Source organism: Nonomuraea sp. NPDC049378, assembly GCF_055586745.1.
Genome location: NZ_JBVJHP010000008.1, coordinates 123133 through 142745 on the forward strand (window position 1 = coordinate 123133; position 19613 = coordinate 142745).

Sequence of the window (19613 nt, forward strand, 5' to 3'; positions counted from 1 at the left end):
CCGTGGGATCTCTGAGACAAGGGTCTGCATAAGCCGCACATAAAACGTCCAAAACAAATACAAAAGCTGTCAGGCCTCTGTAGAGGAGCTGATGCGGATGTCGATCACTTTCCACGTGCTCGGGCCGCTCGAAGTCCGGTCCGCCGGACGTCCCGTACGGATCTCCGGCAGGAAACCCCGGCTGCTGCTGGCCACGCTGCTACTGGACGCGGGCCAGATGGTCGGCGCCGACCAGCTCGTCGAGGTGCTCTGGCCGCATCGCCCGCCGCGTTCCGCGCAGGCCAACGTGCGCACGTATGTGAGCGTTCTCAGGTCGGAGCTGGGCCAGGGGCACTTGCGCGCCGACGGCTCCGGCTACGCGATCGACGTGGCCGACGGCGCGCTCGACCTGCTGCTCTTCGAGGACCTGGTGGACCGGGGCGAGTACGCGGAGGCTCTCGCGCTCTGGCGCGGCGCGCCGCTGTGCGACCTGCCGGGCAGCCCGGTCTGGGACCGCCGTCTCGAACTCCTCCATCAGGGACGCCTGCACGCCGCGGAAGCCCTGATCGACCGGCGGGTCGAGCAGGGCGACCACGACGGCGCGATCTCCGGGCTGCGCGGGCTGCTGGCCGAGCACCCCTACCGGGAGGACCTGTGGGGGCGCCTGGTGCTGACCCTCCACAGGGGCGGCAGGAAGGCTGAGGCCCTGCGCGCCTACGCCACGGTCAGGGGCAGGCTCGTGGACGAGCTCGGCGTCGAGCCGGGTGCGGAGCTGCGCGGGGCGTACGAACTGATCCTGGCGGACGACGCGCTGCCCGCCGTCCCCCGGCAGCTTCCGCCTGATCTGCCCGACTTCACCGGCAGGGCCGGCGCCCTGGCCGAGCTCGCGGAGCCGTTCTCCGTCGCGGTGATCTCGGGGCCGCCCGGCGCGGGCAAGTCGGCGCTGGCCGTGCACGCCGCGCACGCGCTGTGCGCGTCCTTCCCCGACGGGCAGCTCTACCTGGAACTGGACGGCAGGGAGCCCGGCGACCTGCTGGCCGAGGCGCTCAGAGCGCTCGGAATGGAGGCGGCGCCGCCCACGGTGCGCGAGCGCTCGGCGCTGTTCAGGTCGCTGCTGGCTGAGCGGCCGATGCTGGTGGTGCTGGACGACGCCCGCGACGCCGGCCAGGTGCGGCCGCTGCTGCCCGGCAACGGCAGCGCGGTCATCGTCACCAGCAGGCGCCGGATCACCGAGCTGCCGGGCGCGTTACGGATCCAGCTCGGCCGGCTCGGCCCGCGGGAGGCGCTGTCCCTGCTCGGCAGCATCGTGGGGGAGGACCGCGTGGCCCGCGAGCGGGAGGCCGCGCAGGCGATCGTGGCCGCGTGCGGGCGGCTGCCACTGGCGGTCAGGAACGCCGGCGCGCGGCTGGCCGGCCGGCCCGGATGGTCGCTGGCGGTGCTCAGGCAGCGACTGGAGGACGACTGCCTCGGCGAGCTGGGAGACGTGCGGGCCACCCTGGACCACGGATACGCGCGCCTGCCCGACGAGGCCGCCCGCATCCTCGGCACGCTCGGCAGGCTCGGCGCGTCCGCCCAGCCGGGGTGGGTGATCGACGCCGCGCTGGGCAGGCACGGCGCGCACGACGTCACCGACCTGCTGGTGGACGTCAACCTGCTCGACCTGGTCGGCACCGATCCGGTGGGCCAGCCGCGCTACCGGGTGCCCGACCTCATCGGCCGGCACGCGCTCGAACGCGGCCCCGCGCTGTCCGGCGGGGCGGGAGAACGGGACGGGCTCGACGCCGTGGCCAGGGTGCTGGCCGCGTGGACGGCGACCACCGAGCACGCCATGGCGCGGCTGCCGACCACCGTGTTCAGCCTCACCGCTGCCAGGGCGCCGCGCTGGCGGCTGCCCGAGCGCACGCTCGAACGGCTGACCGCCGACCCGGTCACCTGGTTCGAGGCCGAGCACGAGGCGCTGGCGGGCGCGGTGGACGTGGCGGCCGGGCTGGGGCTGGCCGAGTCGGCGTGGGGGCTGGCCGCGGCCATGGTGCCCTGCCTCGACCTGCGCTGCGACCTCGGCACCTGGCGGCGTACCCACGCCTCGGCGCTGGCCGCCGCCCGCGCCGCCGGCGACACGTACGGTGAGGCCGCCATGCTGAGAGGGCTGGCCCAGGTCAGCCTCTACCAGGACCGGTACGAGGAATCCGCGGAGGGCTTCACCCGATCTCTCCACATATTTCATGACTTAGGCGACAGCCGGGCGGAAGCCACCTCCATCTGTGGCCTCGGCGCGGTGAGCCAGTTCCGCGGCAGATACGCCCGCTCCCTCGGACACTTCCGGCACGCCCTGGCCATCTTCCTGGCCACCGGCGACAAACAGGGCGAAGCGTACGCCCGCCAGGCCATCGGCCGGGTCTGCCTCAAGTCCGGGGACCTGGCGCAGGCGTCGCAATCCCTGGTTCAGGCCATGCGGCTGGCCCAGGAACTCGGGGACGCCCACCGGGAAGGCTGCGTGTGCGTCCAGATGGGGCACCTGCACCACGCGATGTCGTTCCACCGGCACGCGCTGGAGATCTTCGAGTCGCTGGGGGACCGGCACTGCGGGGCGTACGCGCTGCAGAGCCTGGCCGGGCTCCAGGCCGAACGCGGGGACCTGGCGCGGGCCTCCACCGGGCTCGAACGCTCGCTGGAGATCTTCCAGGAGCTCGGCGACCGCAGCGGGGAGGCCTCGACCACCGAGCTGCTCGGGGAGCTGCACCGTTCGGCCGGGCGTACCGGGCTGGCGCTCGACTACCTCCGGCACGCCAGGGCGCTCCGCCGCGACCTGCCCGCCTGAGCCGGGTCGCTCAGCCGCGGCCTCCCCACCTGAGCCGAGTCGCTCCTGCCGGCAGCCTGCACGAGCCGGATCGCTCCCGCCGCAGCCGCCTGTTGCGAGCCTGCGCGCCCGCGCGGGTCAGGACTCGAGGTCGGCGCGAAGCATGCTGTAGAGCACGCCGTCATGCCACCGCCCCGCGCGGAAGCCGACGCCCCGCAGGACGCCCTCGCGCGTGAACCCCGCCTTCTCCAGCGCCCGCTGCTCCGCAACGTTGGTGATCTCGGTGGTCGCCTCGATCCGGTTGACCGTCGAGTGGTCGAACAGGTAGCGGGTGATCAGCCGCTGCGCCTGCGTGCCGTACCCCCTGCCCCGGAACTCCGGCGCCACGATCAGCCCCATCGACCAGTAGAAGCTCGCACGGTCGGCCACCTTCTTGTTCCACGACACGAACCCGGCCCGGTCGTCGCCGTCCGCGATGATCAGGATGCCGCCGTCGTCGCCGAGCATCCCGTGTTGAAAGGCAGGTCGTGCTCTTCGACGGGACGCAGGCCGGTGGTCATGAACGGGACACCAGGCGACGTACGAGACGTCTGAGCCGCGACTCCTGGAGCGGAGACGCCGTCAGGGCGCCGAGCGCCTCGGCGGCGGACGGCCGCTTGGCGGGGGAGTGGTCGAGCATCCTGCGCACCACCTCGGGCACGTCGGGCCCGTGGGCGTCGGCGCTCGTCGGGAGCTGGCCGGTGAGGAGCTGGTAGGCGATGGCTCCCGCGGCGTAGACGTCGGAGGCGGTCGTCATCCGGTCGGGGCGCTCCTGGCACTCCGGCGCCGCGTAGTGGGCGTCGAGCACGTTGCCCAGCTCGTGGGCCACGGTGTAGTCGCGCGGCCCGGGCTTGGCGTAGTCGAACCCGGTCAGCACCGCGTGCCCGTCGTCGGTGACCAGCACGGACGCGGGCGTCAGCGCCCGGTGGACGACGCCGTTGGCGTGCGCGTGCGCCAGCCCGCTCAGCAGATCCTTGATCACACTCAGCCGGGCGCCCCGGCCCAGCGCCAGGTGCAGGGCCTCGCCGTGCACGTCGTCGAGCACCAGCACGAACCGGCTCTCGTCGTCGATGGCGAAGAAGTCGCGCGGGCGGACCACGCACGGGTGGGGCGGGATGCGGGCCAGGGTCTGGTAGGCGTTGGCGATGCGCTGCCGCTCGGCCGCCCGCGCCTCGTGGTCGGCCAGCGGATCGGCCTGGTAGACCCGGAGCAGCACGGTCTCGCTGCCGGGCAGTGTCACGTTGAACGCCCGATATTCGGTGACCTTGGCGTCGCCGCCGAGTTGCTCCTCGACCTCCCAGTTGCCGAACCTGGGCGGTGCGGTGCTGCGGCGCACGGTCTGGTTGAGCGCGTCGAGGATCGCCGTCATGTACGGCCTCACGTCGGGGCTGCATCCGCGCCTGACCCGTGAGACGTCGCTCAACGTGGCCAGCAGTCCCGGCAGGTCGGTGACGTTGACCGCGTCGCGCCCCGCGGGATCGACCAGCTCGGCGTCGGGAGAGGTGAGCACGACCAGGGAGTCGACGTAGACCCGCTCAAGCTGCGTGGCCTGCGCCACCAGCAGCCCTTTCAGCGCCTTCGCGGTGCCGCGCAGCTTGGCCACGGGGGAGCCGAACGCCTCCCTGCGCGGCGGGAACCAGCGGGTGCCGGACACCTCGATGCGTCCCCGGGTGCCCTTGACGTCGACGACCACGAGCGAGTGGCCGGTCAGCACGATCAGGTCGACCTCGAAGACGTCGTGGCCGCGCGGAAGCTCGACGTTGTGCAGCAGCAACCAGTCGGCGGGCGCGTGATCTCGCAGGTAGGTGATCACCCGCCGTTCGGCGTCGTTGACTGGACGTCCCCCGCCGACGATCTCTGCCATGCGGACCATACTCCCATGGGAACTTATTGACAGCATGTTGCCCTAATGACAGTATGTTGTCATGAAGCTGATCCACCACGCCGTGTACGACACCTTCGCCGACTGGGAGACCGGGCACGCCACCGCCCACCTGCGCAGCGGGCGGTTCCACCGCGAGCCAGGCGGTTACGAGACCGTCACGGTGGGCCCGTCCGCCGACCCCGTGGTCAGCATGGGCGGGCTGCGCGTCACGCCCGACCTCGCGCTCGACCGGCTGGTCCCCGAGGACAGCGCGCTGCTCATCCTGCCCGGCGCGGATCTGTGGGACTCCGGCGACGTGCTGGCGCCGTTCGCGCGCAAGGCCAGGGAGTTCCTCGACGCGGGCGTGCCGGTCGCCGCCATCTGCGGCGCCACGGCCGGGCTCGCCCGCGAAGGGCTGCTGGACGACCGCGACCACACCAGCGCCGCCGTGCACTATTTGCAGGCCCAGCAGGGCTACGCGGGCGCCGACCACTACCTCGACCGTGACGCGGTGCTCGACGGCGACCTCGTCACAGCCGGCCCGACGGAGCCGGTGGCGTTCGCCAGGGAGATCTTCCGGCGGCTCGACATCTACCGGCCCGAGGTGCTCGACGCGTGGTTCCGGTTGTTCGCCAGGAGTGACGCTTCGGCCTTCGAGGTGCTGATGGCGGCATGACCGAGTCGTCCGACCTGCTTTCGGGCCTGGCGCTGGAGGCGTTCCGGCTCAACGGCCAGTTCCTCCAGGTGGCCGAAGGGCTCGCCCGGCCGGCGGGGATGACGGCGGCGTGGTGGCAGGTGCTGGGAGCCGTGCTGCGCGAGCCGCTGCCCGTCGCCGGGATCGCCCGGGTCATGGGGATGAGCAGGCAGGGCGTGCAGCGCGTCGCCGACCTGCTGGTGGAGCGGGGGCTGGCCGAATACCGGCCCAACCCCGCGCATCGCCGGGCGAAGCTGCTCCAGCCGACGGCGGCGGGCCGCGAGTCCATCGCCAGGATCACCCCCGCGCACCAGGAGTTCGCCGACCGCCTCGTGGCCGAACTGGGCGTGGAAACCGCCCACGAATGCCTGGCGGCCGTGCGCCGGCTCTCCTCCGCCCTCCACCACCTCAACGAACACCCCTGACGCGGCGTGCGGCCCCGCGGGTCGGCTCACCGGCCCGAAGAGCGGCCGCGACGGGTCGTTCGGGCGGAGGGCTGTCGCCCCCGTCACGCCGCCGGAGCCGGCGTCACCCGCAGCTTCCAGCGCGGTTTGAACACCGACAACGCCGTCGACGCGATGAGCATGACGATCTGCGCGCCCAGCGCGGCCGTCTGGCTCCACTGGTCCGAGGCGACGGCCGCCGTGCCCCCTTCGGTGGCGGCCGCCATTCCCTCCGGATCGAAGAGGAACATGCCCACGCAGATCACGGCCACCAGCAGCCCGAGCTTGACCGCCACCCAGTAATAACGAAACAGCCCCCAATGGCTGGTCAGGCCCAGCGTGATGCCGGTGACCAAGGCGGTGAGGCTGAGCGGTATGCCGCCCGCGAACACCAGGTTCGGCATCAACCGGTAGGCGGCGTGCGCGAGCCCCGGATCATTTGTCAGCGTCGCCGCGGTGTTCAGCACCACCAGGCCCCACACCTCACCGAGCAGCGCGACCGACACGATGATGTGGATGACCAGGACCGTCTTGCGGATAGGTGGCCGCATCGATCTCACCTGCCTCGGGGATTCGGTAACTCGATGACCATCGTCGCCGCCTCCGCGCGCGCCGCACGTCCGTCAGGAGAGGGCGATCGCGGTACGCCGAGCGGCGTACCGCGATTCCCAAGTTTCGGGTGATCGTTACCTAAAAGGAAGTGAACGGGAGGGCCATCGGCCACGCGGGCAACCAAAACGAATATCCATTCCCGGTCTGCCGGCGGCGCATATATGTGGCGCGTCGGCGAAGAGCGGGAAAATCCGACGCCAAGAAACCGAGGTTTCCCCTTGACCTCCGGGAGGGCATTCCGAGTTGCGGTTTCCGCTGCCTGCCACGATTGTTATGGGCGGCACCTCACAGCCCTGCGAAAACGACTATGGCGCCGGAATTTCCGCGCCTGTCCATGGAGGAAACAAAACATGATCCGTCGCATTCTGGCAGGGGCAGCAATCGCGGCCGCCGCGCTCGGCTTCTCCGCCGCCGGAGCTTCCGCCGACGTCCCCAACCCGCACAATGAGGGGCAGAACATTCTCAGCCAGCTGAGCGCCGTCGACGACCTGACCGCGCTGAACGACGTGCTCAACGACTCGGTCAAGTACAACAACATCCTGTCCGCACTCAACCTCAACGACATCGACGCCAGCGTTCTGAGCAACCAGAAGAACGTCGGCGACGACAACTGACGGCTCCTCACGTGCGCAGGCAGGAAGCCGATCGGCGACTCCCGTTCCGCATAAGGGGAGCCCGCCCTGGCCAAGGTCGTCTTCCTCGTGCCTTGAGGTGAACCGGAGAACGGGTCGTGGATATTCGCGAGTCCACGGCACGGGCTTGGTGGCCGCCGGGCTTTCAGCGCCGCGCGACCCTGGTCGATCACTGCAGGACGACCGGGGCCGCGCGCCAGCGCCTACGCGCGTTCGCCGCCGGCGACGTCGGCCGTGCTCCCACTCGGCCGCACGATCCCGAGGAAGGTGCGCCGGTCGAGCGGATCGATCCGTACGAGAGCGCCGGTGTACGGAGCGTGCACCATCCGCGTCGCGTCCACCGCCACGGCCACGTGCTCGGGCCCGGAGTTGCTCCTGTCGCTGTCGTAGAAGACCAGGTCGCCGGGTTGCACGTCTTCCCTGGCGATCCGCACGCCCGACCGCCACTGCTCGTGCGTCGTCGTGCCGATCAGCACGCCGGCCCGCGCCCACGCGTACTCGGTGAGGCCCGAGCAGTCGAATCCCCTGATCCTGGCCCCTCTCCCGACTCCGTAGCCCGGCCCGTTCACACCGCCGCCGCCCCACGAGTACGGGATGCCGATCATTTCGATCGCCGCCCGAACGGCGATGGCGCCGGCCGGTGAACGCGTCGCGTCGAGGGCCTTTTCTGCCGGCATCCTGCAATGGCCCGGCGAGTGCGCGCCGCATCTTTGGGCGGCCAGCGCGGGCGTGGAATTCATGGCGCCCAGAATGGTCAGGGCCAGTGCGGTCGCCAGCGGCGGCTGTGTTCTTTTCATGGCATATTCAGCGCTCCCGTGACTCGTCGGTGGCACAGCAGGATGTTCCGTCGGGAGCATTCCGCCACTCCTGTGGGGATGAAACACCTTTGGGACATGCGGGGCGCGCGTATGGCGATAAGATGAAAAATCGCGCGCGTCTTACTCCGTATAAATCGGGACAAGTCGGTCTCTGTCCGAACCGGCCGTGAAGGGCGGCCAAGGAAATGGGGCGCGCATTTGACTTCGACTTAGCTAAGCCCGGTTGCGGCGTACCGGTGGGCGCGAGATTGTTATCCACGAAAATCTCGCGACCCTGTGCGAGCGAATCCGAAGACGCGCATTCCGCGCCGATTTCGACCAAGGAGAAGTAGAGAAATGATGCGTCGCATTCTTGCCGGTGCAGCCATCGCGGGCTTCATGCTGGGCTTCTCGGCCACGAGCGCCTCGGCCGACGTCCCCAACCCCTACAACAAGGGCAAGCAGATCCTGAGCCAGCTGAGCGTCGCCGACGACCTCACCGCGCTCAACGACGTCGGCAACGACTCCGTGAAGTACATCAACGTCGGCTCCGCGGGTAACCTGCAGGACATCGACCTCACCATCCTCAGCAACCAGGAGCGCGTCGGCGACGACAACTGAGCCGTCCGAGGCGGTGCCGGCTCCCCACGCGCACGCCTGACATGAGGCCAGGCCGGTAGCCACGAAGCCGTGGCGGCACCTTACCGGGCAGGCCCCTGGTCGGCCGCGGCGCGAGAGAGGGCCCCACCCGCCTCAGCGCCTCCGGACAGGCCGGTCCGTCATGTCCGCAGCCGGCGCGGGCACGCCCGTCCTGTCCGGAAAGCGTTAGCCGTCATAATTTCCCCGTGATTCGGTATTTTTACAGCGAAATTTACATAGCCCCACAAACCTCGTGTAACCTTGGATCTGGTTAACCGCCAGACGCCCTGGCGGTCATACCTCGCAGGGAGCATTTCGGCATACAACCCCCGGAGTTCGTGTTGGGGGGTGCGGGGAGCGTGAGCGGCGTCGAAGAGCTGCTGCTCTATCAGGACGAGCAGCTGAGCATCGTGGTGCGTGCGGCGCCAGGAGCGCCGGACGTCTCGCTGGTCGGCGAGATCGACGCCACCAACAGTGCCGCCCTGGCCAGCGCCCTGACCCGGTGCCGCCGCGGCCCCTACGTCGTCGTCGACACCGGCGAGCTCACCTTCATCGACGTCTCAGGCCTGCGCGTGCTCCTCATGCCCACCGTGCCGCCCTCGCAACGGTGGATCCGCCTGCACAACGTCACGCCGTACCAGCAGCGGCTGATGCGCATGATGGGCTGGTACTACCAGCCCCGCATCCACGCCCCCACCTAGCCCCGGGCGGCGGTGACGACGGCCGCCGAGGTGCCCAGGCCCGTGGGACCGCCGAGCCGCCACCGCGGCGGCGCCTTGTGCCGGCGCAGCGACTTCTCGTCATAGCGGAAACACCCGCGATGCCAGTTGAGAATGGCGGCCAGCCAGTCGCGCAGCTCGGCCACGAACCCGTCGAGATCCCGCCTGGCCTCCGCGTCCAGGCCGAAGTCATCGCAGACGATCGGCAGCTCGTGCTCCACGATGTGCTCGAACTGCCGCACCCGCGACGCCATCAGGTCGCTGACGATGGCCACCGCCGCCGGGTAGTCGCAGCCGAAGAAGTTCTGGACCACCAGGACGCAGTTGTGCACCTCGCCCTCGAACTCGATCTCCTTCTGGTAGGAGAAGATGTCGTTGACCAGGCACCCCGCGTCCATCATGGCGTTCTCCAGCGCCACCATCGGGCCGCTGCCACAGACCTCCTCCGGGATGCCCTTGGTGTGCCGCAGCCGGCACAGGCTCATCGTCAGGTCGGAGCCGAAGGTCAGCCTGCGCATCTCGATGTAGTCGACCGGGTCGGGGATGTGGTGGGCCAGCTCGTTGGCCAGCTCCCACAACCAGCCGTCGCACATGAGTTCGATCGCCGTACGCAGCTTGCGCCGGTCACCGAGCGGCATCGGCGCCGCCGTACGGGCCCACAGGTCGGCCAGCGAGCGCTCCAGCGCGCTCGCGGGCGGCGTCGCCGGCGCGCCGTCGAGCGGCATGAACGCCCCGAACCTGGCCACCGCCACCCTGGCTGCCGCGAGATTGCGCGACCTGCCGAAGACGGCGGGGAAGTAGTCGTCGCCGTACGTGCCCCAGGCCAGCCAGAACGAGGCCAGGTCCAGCTCCTCGGGTGTGGCGTCGGGATGCAGGCCCGCCGCGCAGAGCGGCAGGTCGTAGTCGACCAGCTTCTTCTCGTCCCACACCGCCGAGCCCACCACGCCAGGCTGGGCCTCCAGGATGCCCATCTCCGCGCACCACGTCACGATGTTGCGCCGGGAGGCGTCGAGGTGCGGCGACAACCGGAGCTCGAACGGCACGTAGAGCTCGGGCACGATCGACGGCCCCACCCTCTGGTGCGGCACGTGCGCGAAGTTCCGCAGCCGCTTGGCGCCCAGCAGGTCGACGAGCGACGACATGCCCAGCGGCCGGCTCGCCGTCGCCCGCTTGTTCATGTACCTGCTGGAGCGCATGTGCCACTCGTGCCCGCCCGACTGCCAGTCCTGGAGCCCTTTGACGTACGCCAGCACGCCGGCCGCGCTCAGCGGGTCGATGGTGTTCTCCACGAACAGCGGCCCGAGCTCGGTGCACGTGGTGTGCTCGAACTGGTGCAGCCGCGAGGTCAGCAGGTCGTTGACCGCGTCGGCGGCCTCCTGCGTGGTGCAGCCGAGGAACTTCTCCAGCACCAGTACCCCGTTGCTCAGCTCGCCTTCGTCCCTGACCTCCCGCTCGTACGAGAACAGGTCGTTGCGCAGGTGGACGGCGTCGGAGAAGGCGTCGCGCAGCACCCGCATCGGCCGTGACGCGGCGATCCGCGCCGGCACCTCGGCCCCGACCGCGTGCTCGACCAGCCCCGCCGACCAGGGCGCGCCGCCGACCTTGCGCCGCATCTCGATGTACTCGACCGGGTTGGCCACCCGGCCCTTGTTGATGTTGGCCAGCTCCCACAGCGACTCGTTGAGCAGGTTGCGCGTGCTCTCGGCGAAACGGGACCGCCAGTCGGCGGACATGCCGGGCACCGTACGGACCCACAGGTCGGCCAGCCCTGCCTCGACCGGGTTGGCCGGCTCGGGCATGGACAGGTCGGCGCCCATCGGCATGAAGAGCGGCAGCCGGTCGAGATAGGCCCGTCCGCCCGCCAGGTCGCCGCTGCGTTTGAACACCTCGAGGAAGTGGTCGTCGAAGAAGAAGACCCACACGTACCAGTCGGTGATCAGGCAGAGCTCGGCGCCGTCGCAGTCAGGGTGGGTATAGGCGCACATCAGCGGATAGTCGTGGGCGTCGAGGTCGGCCTCCTCCCAGACGCCCGAGCCTTCGAGCATGCCCATGTCGCGCGCCCACCGAGTGGAGTGGTCGCGCGCCTGCTCAAGATGCTGGTTGAGCCGGGCGGGATACGGCATGTAGAAGTCCGGCAGTTCGAACGGCTGGCTCATGGTCACTCCTTCATCAGCGGGCCACCTCGACGTTCTCCAGCACCCCGAGCGCGTCGGGCACCAGGACCGCCGCCGAGTAGTAGGCGCTGACCAGGTAGGAGGCGACGGCCCGCGCGTCGATGCCGGTGCACCGCACGCTGAGGCCCGGCTCGCGCTCGTCGGGGACGCTGCTCGGGCGCAGGCCGACGACTCCCTGGTCCTCCTCGCCCGTGCGCATGACGAGGATCGAGGTGGTGCCCGCCGGGCTGATCGGGATCTTGTCGCACGGCAGGATGGGCACGCCGCGCCACACGGTCAGCCGGACGCCCTCCAGCTCGGTGCTGCCGGGGTAGAGGCCTGCGGCGGTGCATTCGCGGTGGAAGGCGGCGATGGCCCTCGGGTGGGCGAGGAAATAGCGGGACTTCTTCCTGCGGCAGAGCAGCTCATCCAGGTCGTCGGGCCCCGGAGGGCCGGTGCGGGTGTGGATGCGCTGGCCCGGATCGGCGTTGTGGAGCAGGCCGAAGTCGCGGTTGTTGACCAGCTGGTGCTCCTGCGACTCGCGTACGGCCTCGACCGTCAGCCGCAGTTGTTCCTCGGTCTGGTCCATCGGCTGGTTGAACAGGTCGGCGACCCGGGTGTGCACGCGCAGCACGGTCTGCGACACGCTGAGCTCGTATTCGCGCGGGCCGGGGTCGTAGTCGGCGAACGTGCCGGGCAGCGCGGCCTCGCCCCGGTGGCCGGCGGCGACGGCGATCTCGGCCTCGCCCCACTTGTTCTGCGGTCTGGCCTGGCTGATCCGGTGGCGGGCGAGTTGCGCGCTCACCGCCGGCGACCGGTCGGCCAGCGCGCGCAGCTCGCTCCAGGGCAGGGCGAGCACCGTGCACGCCGTCGCCGCCTCCAGCGTGAACCCCCACGGCCCGCCTTCGCTCCCGGTGTGCTCGCCACCCGCCAGCGTGCCGAGCGCGACCGGGTCGCCGTACGGGCCCGTGCCGACCTTCGCCGCCTTTCCGTACGCGATCAGCAGCAGCTCGTCGGCCGGTCGCCCGGCGCGTACGATCGTCTCGCCCTGCGCGTATTCCCGCTGCTCGAAGCGGCCCGCGAGCTCGTCGAGCGCGGGGTCGCCGGCGAGCCCGCGCAGGAGCGGCAGCTCGGCCAGGCTCGGCGGGACGACGCGGAAGCGGGTGCCCGTGGTGACGAAGCCGACCCGGCCGCCGCCGACCGCGTACGTCAGCCGCCGGTTCACCCGATAGACGCCGGCCGCGACGTCCACCCACGGGAGCACCCGCAGCAGCCAGCGAGGAGAGATCTCCCGCGTCTGCGGAGGCGTCTTGGTCGTCGTCGCGAGCGTGCGGGCCGCCGCCGTGTCGAGGCTCAGCCGCTGGTCGGTCTCCGTCAACACGATCACCACCAATCACTGGGACCCGGAGCGGGTCAGCCGTTCCTGCCGAGCTCGACGTCCTCCAGGAGCCCGAGCGCGTCCGGCACCAGCACGGCGGCCGAGTAGTAGACGCTGACCAGGTAGGAGATGACGGCCTTCTCGTTGATGTTCATGAAGCGCACCGACAGGCTGGGCTGGTATTCGTCGGGGATGCCGGTCTGGTGCAGGCCGACGACGCCCTGGTTCTCCTGGCCGGTGCGCATGAGCATGATCGACGTGGTGCGGGCGCCGGTGACGGGGATCTTGTTGCACGGGAAGATCGGCACGCCTCGCCAGGCCGGCACCCGGTGCCCGTTGACCTCGCTCGCCTGCGGGTAGACGCCGCGCTTGCTGCACTCCCTGCCGAAGGCGGCGATGGCCTGCGGGTGGGCCAGGAAGAACGCGGGCTCCTTCCACACGACGGACAGCAGGTCGTCGAGGTCGTCGGGGGTGGGCGGGCCCGAGCGGGTGCGGATGCGCTGGCCGAAGTCGGCGTTGTGGAGCAGGCCGAAGTCGCGGTTGTTGACCAGCTCGTGCTCCTGGCGCTCGCGCAGCGCCTCGATCGTCAGGCGGAGCTGCTGGTCGAGCTGGCTCATCGGCTGGTTGTACAGGTCGGAGACCCGGCTGTGCACCCGCAGGACGGTCTGCGCCACGCTCAGCTCGTATTCGCGCGGGCTCTGCTCGTAGTCGACGAAGGTGCCGGGCAGGACGGCCTCACCGGTGTGGCCGGCCGACATGTCGATCGCGGCCTCGCCGTAGTCGTTCTGGGCCCGGTCGACGCTGGTGCGCCGGCTCTCCACGTGGGCACGCAGCTCGGGCGAGCGTTCGAGGACCTGCTCGAAGTCCTGGAGGGAAAGCGTCAGCACGGTGGTGGCGGTCTTGGCCCTGGCGGTGAACCCGAACTCGCCGCCGCCCGTCAGGGCCTGCTCGCCGAGGTGGTCGCCGTCGGCCAGGACGCCGAGGTTCTGCTCGTCGCCGTAGGCGCCGCGGCTGACCTTGCCCACCCGGCCGTGGGCGATCAGCACGAGCCGGTCGATCTGGGCGCCCTCGGTCACGATCTTCTCGCCGGCCTCGACCTCCTGTTGCGCGAAGCGATCGGCCAGCGCTTGGAGCACCTCCATGTCGTCGAAACCGCGTAGCACGGGCAATTCGGTGAGCTCGGCCGGGATGACCCGGACGTTGGATCCGGTCGTGCTGAAGGTGATGCGGCCGTCTCCGAGGGTGTAGGTCAGCCGCCGGTTGACCCGGAACACGCCCCCGGAGCACTGCACCCATGGCAGCAGCCGCAGCAGCCACCGCGAGGTGATCTCCTGCATCTGCGGAGGTGTCTTGGTCGTGGTGGAGAGCTGCCGTGCGGCGTCGGTGCTGAGGCTGAGCTGCCCGGCGCCGTCCTCCGGGGCGTGGGACTGGGTCGTTTCTGTCATCGTGCACCACCAATCTCGTTAGGGTTCGCGGGCGGATCTGAGCTCGGGCGGAAGCGAGAACGTGAGGGTCTCCTCCGTCAAGGTCACCTGCTCGACGTCGGCGTATCCGCGGGCGGCGAGCCAGCCGAGTAACTCCTCGACCAGCCCTTCCGGCACGGACGCGCCGGAGCTGACCCCGACGGTCCGCACGCCCGCCAGCCACCGCTCGTCGGCGTCGCAGGCCCGGTCGACCAGGTGGGCCGCACCGGCGCCCGCGTTGAGTGCGACCTCCACCAGCCGGCGGGAGTTGGAGGAGTTGGCCGAGCCGACGACGATGACCAGGTCGCACCTGGAGGCGATGCTGGTGACGGCCTCCTGGCGGTTCTGGCTGGCGTAGCAGATGTCGTCGCTGGGCGGGTCGGCCAGGCCCGGGAAACGCTCGCGCAGCTCGGCGACGGCCCGCAGGGTCTCGTCGACGGCCAGCGTGGTCTGCGACAGCCAGCCCACCGGCGCCGAGCCGTCGGCTGTCACGTCGTCGGTGCGGGCCGGGTCGACGACGTGGATGCGGCCGGGCGCCTCGCCGACCGTGCCCTCGACCTCCTCGTGCTCGGCGTGGCCGATGAGCACGATCTCGTAGCCCGCCTCGGCCATGCGTACGGCCTCCTTGTGCACCTTCGTGACCAGGGGGCACGTCGCGTCGATCGTCGCGAGCCCGCGCAGCCGCGCCTCCTGCTTGACCCCGGGCGCGACGCCGTGGGCGGAGAAGACGACGAGCGCGCCGTCGGGGACCTCGTCGAGCTCGTCGACGAAGACCGCGCCGCGCCCGGTCAGGTCGCGGATCACGGACGTGTTGTGCACGATCTGCTTGCGCACGTAAACAGGTGGTCCGAAACGATCAAGCGCCTCTTCGACGGTGGTGATCGCGCGTTCGACGCCCGCGCAGAAGCCGCGCGGGGCGGCAAGAAGTACCCGTCCCATCGGGATGCCCCTTCAAATCGTCACTTGGTACGGTGCGCGAGCTGGTCCGCCAGGACGGTCAGCGCCTGCGCCGCCTCCGGCTTGATCTGCGCCGCCGTCAGCGCCGCCATGGCCAGGCCCACGCGTTCCTCGATCATCGACTCGACCTTGGCCGGCGCCCCCGTGTCGGCCAGGATCTGGCGTAGCTCCGCAGCGCGCTCCTCGGACAGCTCCGGGTCGCCGTGCCAGCGTCTGAGATGGGCGAGCTGCGCCGGTGAGGCGTGCTGCACGGCGTGCGCGTACATCACCGTGTGCTTGCCCTCGCGCAGGTCGTCGAGCGCCGACTTGCCCGTCTCCGACGACGTGCCGAACGTGCCCAGCATGTCGTCGCGCAGCTGGAACGCCTCACCCAGCGGCAGCCCGAAGGCGGAGTAGGAGTCGAGCAGCTCCAGCGAGGCGCCGGCCAGGGCGCCGCCGATCTGCAGCGGCCGCTCGACGGTGTATTTGGCGGTCTTGTAGCGGATCATGGTGAGCGCCTCGTCCACGCTCGCCCCCGAGCGGAGCTGGCCGAGGATGTCGAGATATTGGCCGCTGATCACCTCGGTACGCATGGCGTCGAACAGGTGGTGCGCGGCGCGCAACCGCGGCGGCTCGGCCCCGCACGACGACAGCAGCGCGTCGGACCACGCCAGGCTGAGCGTGCCCAGCAGGATGCCGCCCGCCTGCCCGAACGCCTCCGCGCCCGGACCTCTGTGCAGCTCCGCCAGGTTTCTGTGCACGGTCGCCCGGCCCCGGCGCAACTGGCTGCCGTCCATGATGTCGTCGTGGATGAGCAGGCCCGCGTGGCACAACTCCAGGGCGGCGCCGGCGCTGATGATCTCGTCGCAGTCGTCGCCGCCCGCGCCGCGCCAGCCCCAGTAACACAGCTGCGGCCTGATGCGCTTGCCGCCGCTCAGGATGAAGTCGGTCAGCAGCCCGTAGGCCGCCTCCACCCCCGGGTCGGAGACGGGAGCCCGCCAGTCGTCGAGGAAGGCGGCCAACCTCTGATCAATGCGTGTCGCGAGGTGGTGCTGGGTGAAGCTCACCGGCATGCGAACGGCTCCTTATCGCTCCGACCGAGTCGCTACCAATAGTTAGTCACCCAATACAGAGAGTGTAAAGTGTCTTTTGGTACTGGCGTTGCGATCGACCTTGTCCCTACCGGTCGCTGAGGCGCAGCCCACCCCGCAGGGGCCCCAGGTGAGCGGCCCGCCCGGCGGGGCCGGTCCTCCGGCGGGTGGTGGTTCGGGCGGGTTTCGCGCTCCCGGCGTGGGGCAGCGAGGTCGCATGAGAGTCGTGGTGGTGGGAGCCACAGGAAACGTCGGCACCAGCGTGGTTCGCGCGCTCGTCGCGGACAGCGGCGTGACCTCGATCGTCGGGGTCGCCCGCCGGCTGCCCGGATGGCGGATCGACCGCACCGACTGGCGGCAGGCCGACGTGGCGAGCGACGACCTGGTGCGGATCTTCGACGGCGCAGACGCGGTGGTGCACCTCGCCTGGTTGTTCCAGCCGACCAGGGACCCGGCGACGACCTGGCGGGCCAACGTGCTGGGCAGCATGCGGGTGTTCAGGGCGGTGGCGGAGGCGGGGGTGCCCGCGCTGGTCCACGCCTCCTCCGTGGGGGCGTACTCACCGGGGCCGAAGGATCGGCCGGTGGACGAGAGCTGGCCCACGCACGGCTGGCCGGACGCGGCGTACGGGCGGGAGAAGGCCTACGTCGAGCGGGTGCTCGACGTCTTCGAGCACGACCATCCCGGCATCCGCGTGGTGCGGATGCGGCCCGGCTTCATCTTCCAGCGGGCCGCCGCGACCGAGCAGCGCAGGTTGTTCGGCGGGCCGTTCGTGCCCCGGCGGCTGATCAGGCCGGGGCTCATCCCGTTCGTGCCGGACATCCCCGGGCTGCGGCTGCAGGTGCTGCACGCGCGCGACGCGGCGGAGGCCTACCGGCTGGCCGTCACCAAGGAGGTGCGCGGCCCGTTCAACCTCGCCGCCGAGCCCGTGCTCGACCCGCACGACCTCGCCGGGATGCTCGGCACCCGCACCGTGCGGGTGGCGCCCCAGGTGGCGAGGGCGGTCGTCGCGGCCGGCTGGCGGCTGCGGCTCGTGCCCGCGGCCCCCGGGCTGCTGGAGCTCGCCCTCCGCATCCCGGTCATGAACGTGCGGCGCGCCAGGGAAGTGCTGGGCTGGACGCCGGAGTACTCATCGCAGGAGGCCATGCGGGAGCTGTTCCGCGGGCTGCGTGAGGGCGCCGGCATGGACACAGGACCGCTCGCCCCCGATCGCGGGCCGGCTCGCCGGATGCGCGAGCTCGCCACCGGCGTAGGAGGACGCAGCTGAAACGATGACCCGTACGGACCACGTCACAACAGACCGTCAGCGAAACGTCGTGCCCCCCGTCACTTTGCGCGTCGGCGACCAGGCGAGGTGGGAGGCCTGCCATGCGCACCCTGTTGACCCAGCCCTTCACGCTCGACGACGTGCCCGAGCTGCGCCGGTCCGTGGCCCGCTGCGCGGAGCATTCGGGGCTGAGCGGCTCCCGGCTGGCGGACTTCGTGCTGGCCGTGCATGAGAGCGTGGTCAACGCCGTCGAGCACGCGGGCGGGCACGGGCACCTCAGGCTGTGGACGGTCGACGGGTTCATCCGCGCGGAAACCACCGACAGGGGTACGGGCATCCCCGACCGCTACGTCGACGGCCACCGCCTGCCGGCGGACTTCTCCGCCACGGGCAGGGGGATCTTCCTGATCCGCGAGCTGTGCGACGCGGCCGACTTCCGTACCGGCCCGCGCGGCACCACCGTCCTGCTCACGATGCGGTTAAGGCCGCGGGTTCGCGGAGCCATGGAGCGGATCCGGATCACGGTCTCCGACCGGTCGTGGTCCGGCCGCTCCACCGCCTGACCACGTGGTGATCCCGGGCCGTCTGACCTGGCGGAGGGCCGGGTAGGCTCGGGGAGACGGAAAGGGACCACCACGTGAGCGCCGACACACCCAAGCTCGGGATCGTCTCCCCGGTCCGGCGCATCGGGCGGCGGGAGTTCGACTTCGAGCGCCAGGTCGCCATCATGGCCATCGTCAACAGGACACCCAACTCCTTTCACGACCGGGGCCGCACCTACGCGCTCGACCGCGCCGTCGCGGCGGCGCGCAAGGCCGTCGCGGACGGGGCCGACTGGGTCGACGTCGGCGGGTTCGCCTTCAGCGCCGACCAGGAGCAGATCCCGGCCGAGGAGGAGATCGAGCGGGTCGTCCCCGTGATCGCCCAGGTCAGGGCCGTCACCGACGCCGTGATATCCGTCGACACGCACAGGGCGCAGGTGGCGCGGGCGGCCATCAAGGCCGGCGCCGACGTCATCAACGACACCAACGGCCTGCGCGAGCCGGGCATCGCGGAGACCGCGGCGGCGACCGGCGCCAGCGTGGTGGTCACCCACAGCCTCGGCGGGCCCGGCCGGCGGATCGTCCGGCCCAGCTACGCCGACGTCGTCACGGAGGTGGCCGATTTCCTGCGCGAGCGGGTCGAGTTCGCGCTGAAAGCGGGCATCCCGGCCGACCGGATCATCATCGATCCCGGTCACGACCTGAACAAGAACACCTACCACTCGCTGGAGCTCACGCGCAGGCTCGGCGAGATCACCTCGATGGGCTACCCCACGCTGGTGGCGCTGTCCAACAAGGACTTCATCGGCGAGACCCTCGACCGCCCGCAGGGCGAGCGCACCGAGGGCACGATCGCGGCCAACGTCGTCGCGATCCTCAAGGGAGCCCGCATCCTGCGCGTGCACGACGTGGCCGCGACGGTCGCGTCCGTACGCATGACCGAGGCCGTGCTCGGCTGGCGCGGCCCGATCGCCCCCGCCCACAACCTGACGTGAGGAGACTCGTACGTGACCGAGCGCAAGCCGCCGGGGATGCCTTACGAGAGCTGGATCGACCGGCAGATCCGTGAGGCGGAGGCGCGCGGCGAGTTCGACGACCTGCCCGGCAAGGGCAAGCCGCTGCCCGGCCTCGACCGGGATCCCGGCGACATGTGGTGGATCAAGCAGAAGGTGGAGAGCGAGGGCCTGTCGATGCCCCTGCCGCCCACGCTGGCGCTGCGCAAGGACGCCGAGCAGGCGCTGGCCGAGGCACGAGGAGCGCGCACCGAGGCCGAGGCCAGGAGCATCGTCGAGGACGTCAACGGCCGCATCCGCGAGGCGATCAGGACGGGGCTGTCGGGCCCGCCGCTCAACCTGATGCCCTACGACGTCGACGAGATCGTGTCCGAGTGGCGCAGGGCACGGGGTGTGACCTGAACGGGTGACGATCAAGGGCCCGGGGGGGGGGGGGGGGGGGCGGGGGGCGTGGGGGGGGGGGGGGGGGGGGGGGGGGGGGGGGGGTCGGAGGGGGGGGGGGGGGGGGCGGCCGCACGGCGGGCGGCGTCCCGGTCGCCTCCGCGCTCGTCGGCC

Annotated in this window: 18 protein-coding genes and 1 pseudogene; 10 read left to right on the top strand and 9 right to left on the bottom strand. The window is 70.9% G+C overall.

The genetic code is table 11. The annotated features are described in order from the left end of the window. Positions 1–97 precede the first annotated feature (97 nt). Positions 98–2797, top strand: a complete 2700-nt coding sequence (locus ACZ6SA_RS18895; protein ID WP_347647965.1) for an AfsR/SARP family transcriptional regulator — start codon at positions 98–100, stop codon at positions 2795–2797. A gap of 117 nt (positions 2798–2914) precedes the next feature. On the opposite strand, the pseudogene ACZ6SA_RS18900 reads toward ACZ6SA_RS18895, so the two are convergent. Together ACZ6SA_RS18900 and mads6 are read right to left on the bottom strand one after the other, a co-directional pair. Then, positions 2915–3301 (bottom strand): annotated as a pseudogene (locus ACZ6SA_RS18900) (GNAT family N-acetyltransferase); the annotation flags it as partial. A 31-nt stretch (positions 3302–3332) separates the two neighbouring features. Beyond that, positions 3333–4679 carry a methylation-associated defense system protein kinase MAD6 gene (gene mads6 / locus ACZ6SA_RS18905; RefSeq protein ID WP_347647963.1) on the bottom strand — a complete coding sequence of 449 codons (1347 nt, stop codon included), beginning with the start codon at positions 4677–4679 and terminating at the stop codon, positions 3333–3335. A 61-nt stretch (positions 4680–4740) separates the two neighbouring features. Between mads6 and ACZ6SA_RS18910 the strand changes: the two genes are divergently transcribed. Continuing rightward, positions 4741–5355 (top strand): type 1 glutamine amidotransferase family protein, encoded by a 615-nt coding sequence (locus ACZ6SA_RS18910; protein ID WP_465829223.1) that lies wholly within the window; start codon positions 4741–4743, stop codon positions 5353–5355. Next, positions 5352–5798, top strand: coding sequence for a MarR family winged helix-turn-helix transcriptional regulator (locus tag ACZ6SA_RS18915; protein WP_347647961.1), 447 nt, complete (start codon positions 5352–5354; stop codon positions 5796–5798). The genes ACZ6SA_RS18910 and ACZ6SA_RS18915 overlap by 4 nt, the downstream gene beginning before the upstream one ends. A gap of 83 nt (positions 5799–5881) precedes the next feature. Here ACZ6SA_RS18915 and ACZ6SA_RS18920 read toward each other — a convergent pair whose 3' ends face one another. Next, a complete protein-coding gene (locus ACZ6SA_RS18920) occupies positions 5882–6367 on the bottom strand; it encodes a hypothetical protein (protein WP_443153632.1) in 486 nt (161 codons plus the stop codon). A gap of 411 nt (positions 6368–6778) precedes the next feature. On the opposite strand from ACZ6SA_RS18920, the gene ACZ6SA_RS18925 reads away from it, so the two are divergent. After that, positions 6779–7042 (top strand): hypothetical protein, encoded by a 264-nt coding sequence (locus tag ACZ6SA_RS18925; protein WP_347647959.1) that lies wholly within the window; start codon positions 6779–6781, stop codon positions 7040–7042. 221 nt (positions 7043–7263) lie between these two features. On the opposite strand, the gene ACZ6SA_RS18930 is transcribed toward ACZ6SA_RS18925, so the two are convergent. Continuing rightward, positions 7264–7857, bottom strand: a complete 594-nt coding sequence (locus ACZ6SA_RS18930; RefSeq protein ID WP_465829225.1) for a C40 family peptidase — start codon at positions 7855–7857, stop codon at positions 7264–7266. 360 nt (positions 7858–8217) lie between these two features. Between ACZ6SA_RS18930 and ACZ6SA_RS18935 the strand changes: the two genes are divergently transcribed. Then, positions 8218–8478 carry a hypothetical protein gene (locus tag ACZ6SA_RS18935; protein ID WP_347647957.1) on the top strand — a complete coding sequence of 87 codons (261 nt, stop codon included), beginning with the start codon at positions 8218–8220 and terminating at the stop codon, positions 8476–8478. Positions 8479–8855: 377 nt separating this feature from the next. Then, entirely contained in the window at positions 8856–9197 is a 342-nt protein-coding gene (locus ACZ6SA_RS18940; protein WP_347647956.1) for an STAS domain-containing protein, read from the top strand. Here ACZ6SA_RS18940 and ACZ6SA_RS18945 read toward each other — a convergent pair. From ACZ6SA_RS18945 to ACZ6SA_RS18965, 5 genes are read right to left on the bottom strand one after another with little or no spacing between them, the layout of a single operon-like run. Next, positions 9194–11371 (bottom strand): terpene synthase family protein, encoded by a 2178-nt coding sequence (locus tag ACZ6SA_RS18945; RefSeq protein WP_465829228.1) that lies wholly within the window; start codon positions 11369–11371, stop codon positions 9194–9196. The two genes, ACZ6SA_RS18940 and ACZ6SA_RS18945, sit on opposite strands and share 4 nt — an antisense overlap. Before the next feature lie 13 nt (positions 11372–11384). Beyond that, complete coding sequence (locus tag ACZ6SA_RS18950; RefSeq protein WP_465829521.1) at positions 11385–12746, bottom strand: family 2B encapsulin nanocompartment shell protein; 1362 nt, start codon at positions 12744–12746, stop codon at positions 11385–11387. 35 nt (positions 12747–12781) lie between these two features. Beyond that, positions 12782–14191, bottom strand: coding sequence for a family 2B encapsulin nanocompartment shell protein (locus tag ACZ6SA_RS18955; protein ID WP_347647954.1), 1410 nt, complete (start codon positions 14189–14191; stop codon positions 12782–12784). Positions 14192–14209: 18 nt separating this feature from the next. Continuing rightward, positions 14210–15148, bottom strand: coding sequence for a 4-hydroxy-3-methylbut-2-enyl diphosphate reductase (locus ACZ6SA_RS18960; protein WP_465829231.1), 939 nt, complete (start codon positions 15146–15148; stop codon positions 14210–14212). A 20-nt stretch (positions 15149–15168) separates the two neighbouring features. Continuing rightward, complete coding sequence (locus ACZ6SA_RS18965; protein WP_347647952.1) at positions 15169–16218, bottom strand: polyprenyl synthetase family protein; 1050 nt, start codon at positions 16216–16218, stop codon at positions 15169–15171. Between the two features lie 235 nt (positions 16219–16453). Here ACZ6SA_RS18965 and ACZ6SA_RS18970 point away from each other — a divergent pair, with 235 nt between their 5' ends. The 4 genes from ACZ6SA_RS18970 (at position 16454) to ACZ6SA_RS18985 (ending at position 19460) form a co-directional block, all read left to right on the top strand. Further along, positions 16454–17503, top strand: coding sequence for an NAD-dependent epimerase/dehydratase family protein (locus ACZ6SA_RS18970; protein ID WP_347647951.1), 1050 nt, complete (start codon positions 16454–16456; stop codon positions 17501–17503). A 101-nt stretch (positions 17504–17604) separates the two neighbouring features. Further along, positions 17605–18066, top strand: coding sequence for an ATP-binding protein (locus ACZ6SA_RS18975; RefSeq protein WP_347647950.1), 462 nt, complete (start codon positions 17605–17607; stop codon positions 18064–18066). Positions 18067–18140: 74 nt separating this feature from the next. Beyond that, on the top strand, positions 18141–19040 hold the full coding sequence (folP, locus tag ACZ6SA_RS18980) for a dihydropteroate synthase (protein ID WP_347647949.1): 900 nt from the start codon (positions 18141–18143) through the stop codon (positions 19038–19040). Positions 19041–19052: 12 nt separating this feature from the next. Continuing rightward, positions 19053–19460, top strand: coding sequence for a DnaJ family domain-containing protein (locus ACZ6SA_RS18985; protein ID WP_347647948.1), 408 nt, complete (start codon positions 19053–19055; stop codon positions 19458–19460). Positions 19461–19613: the final 153 nt, after the last annotated feature.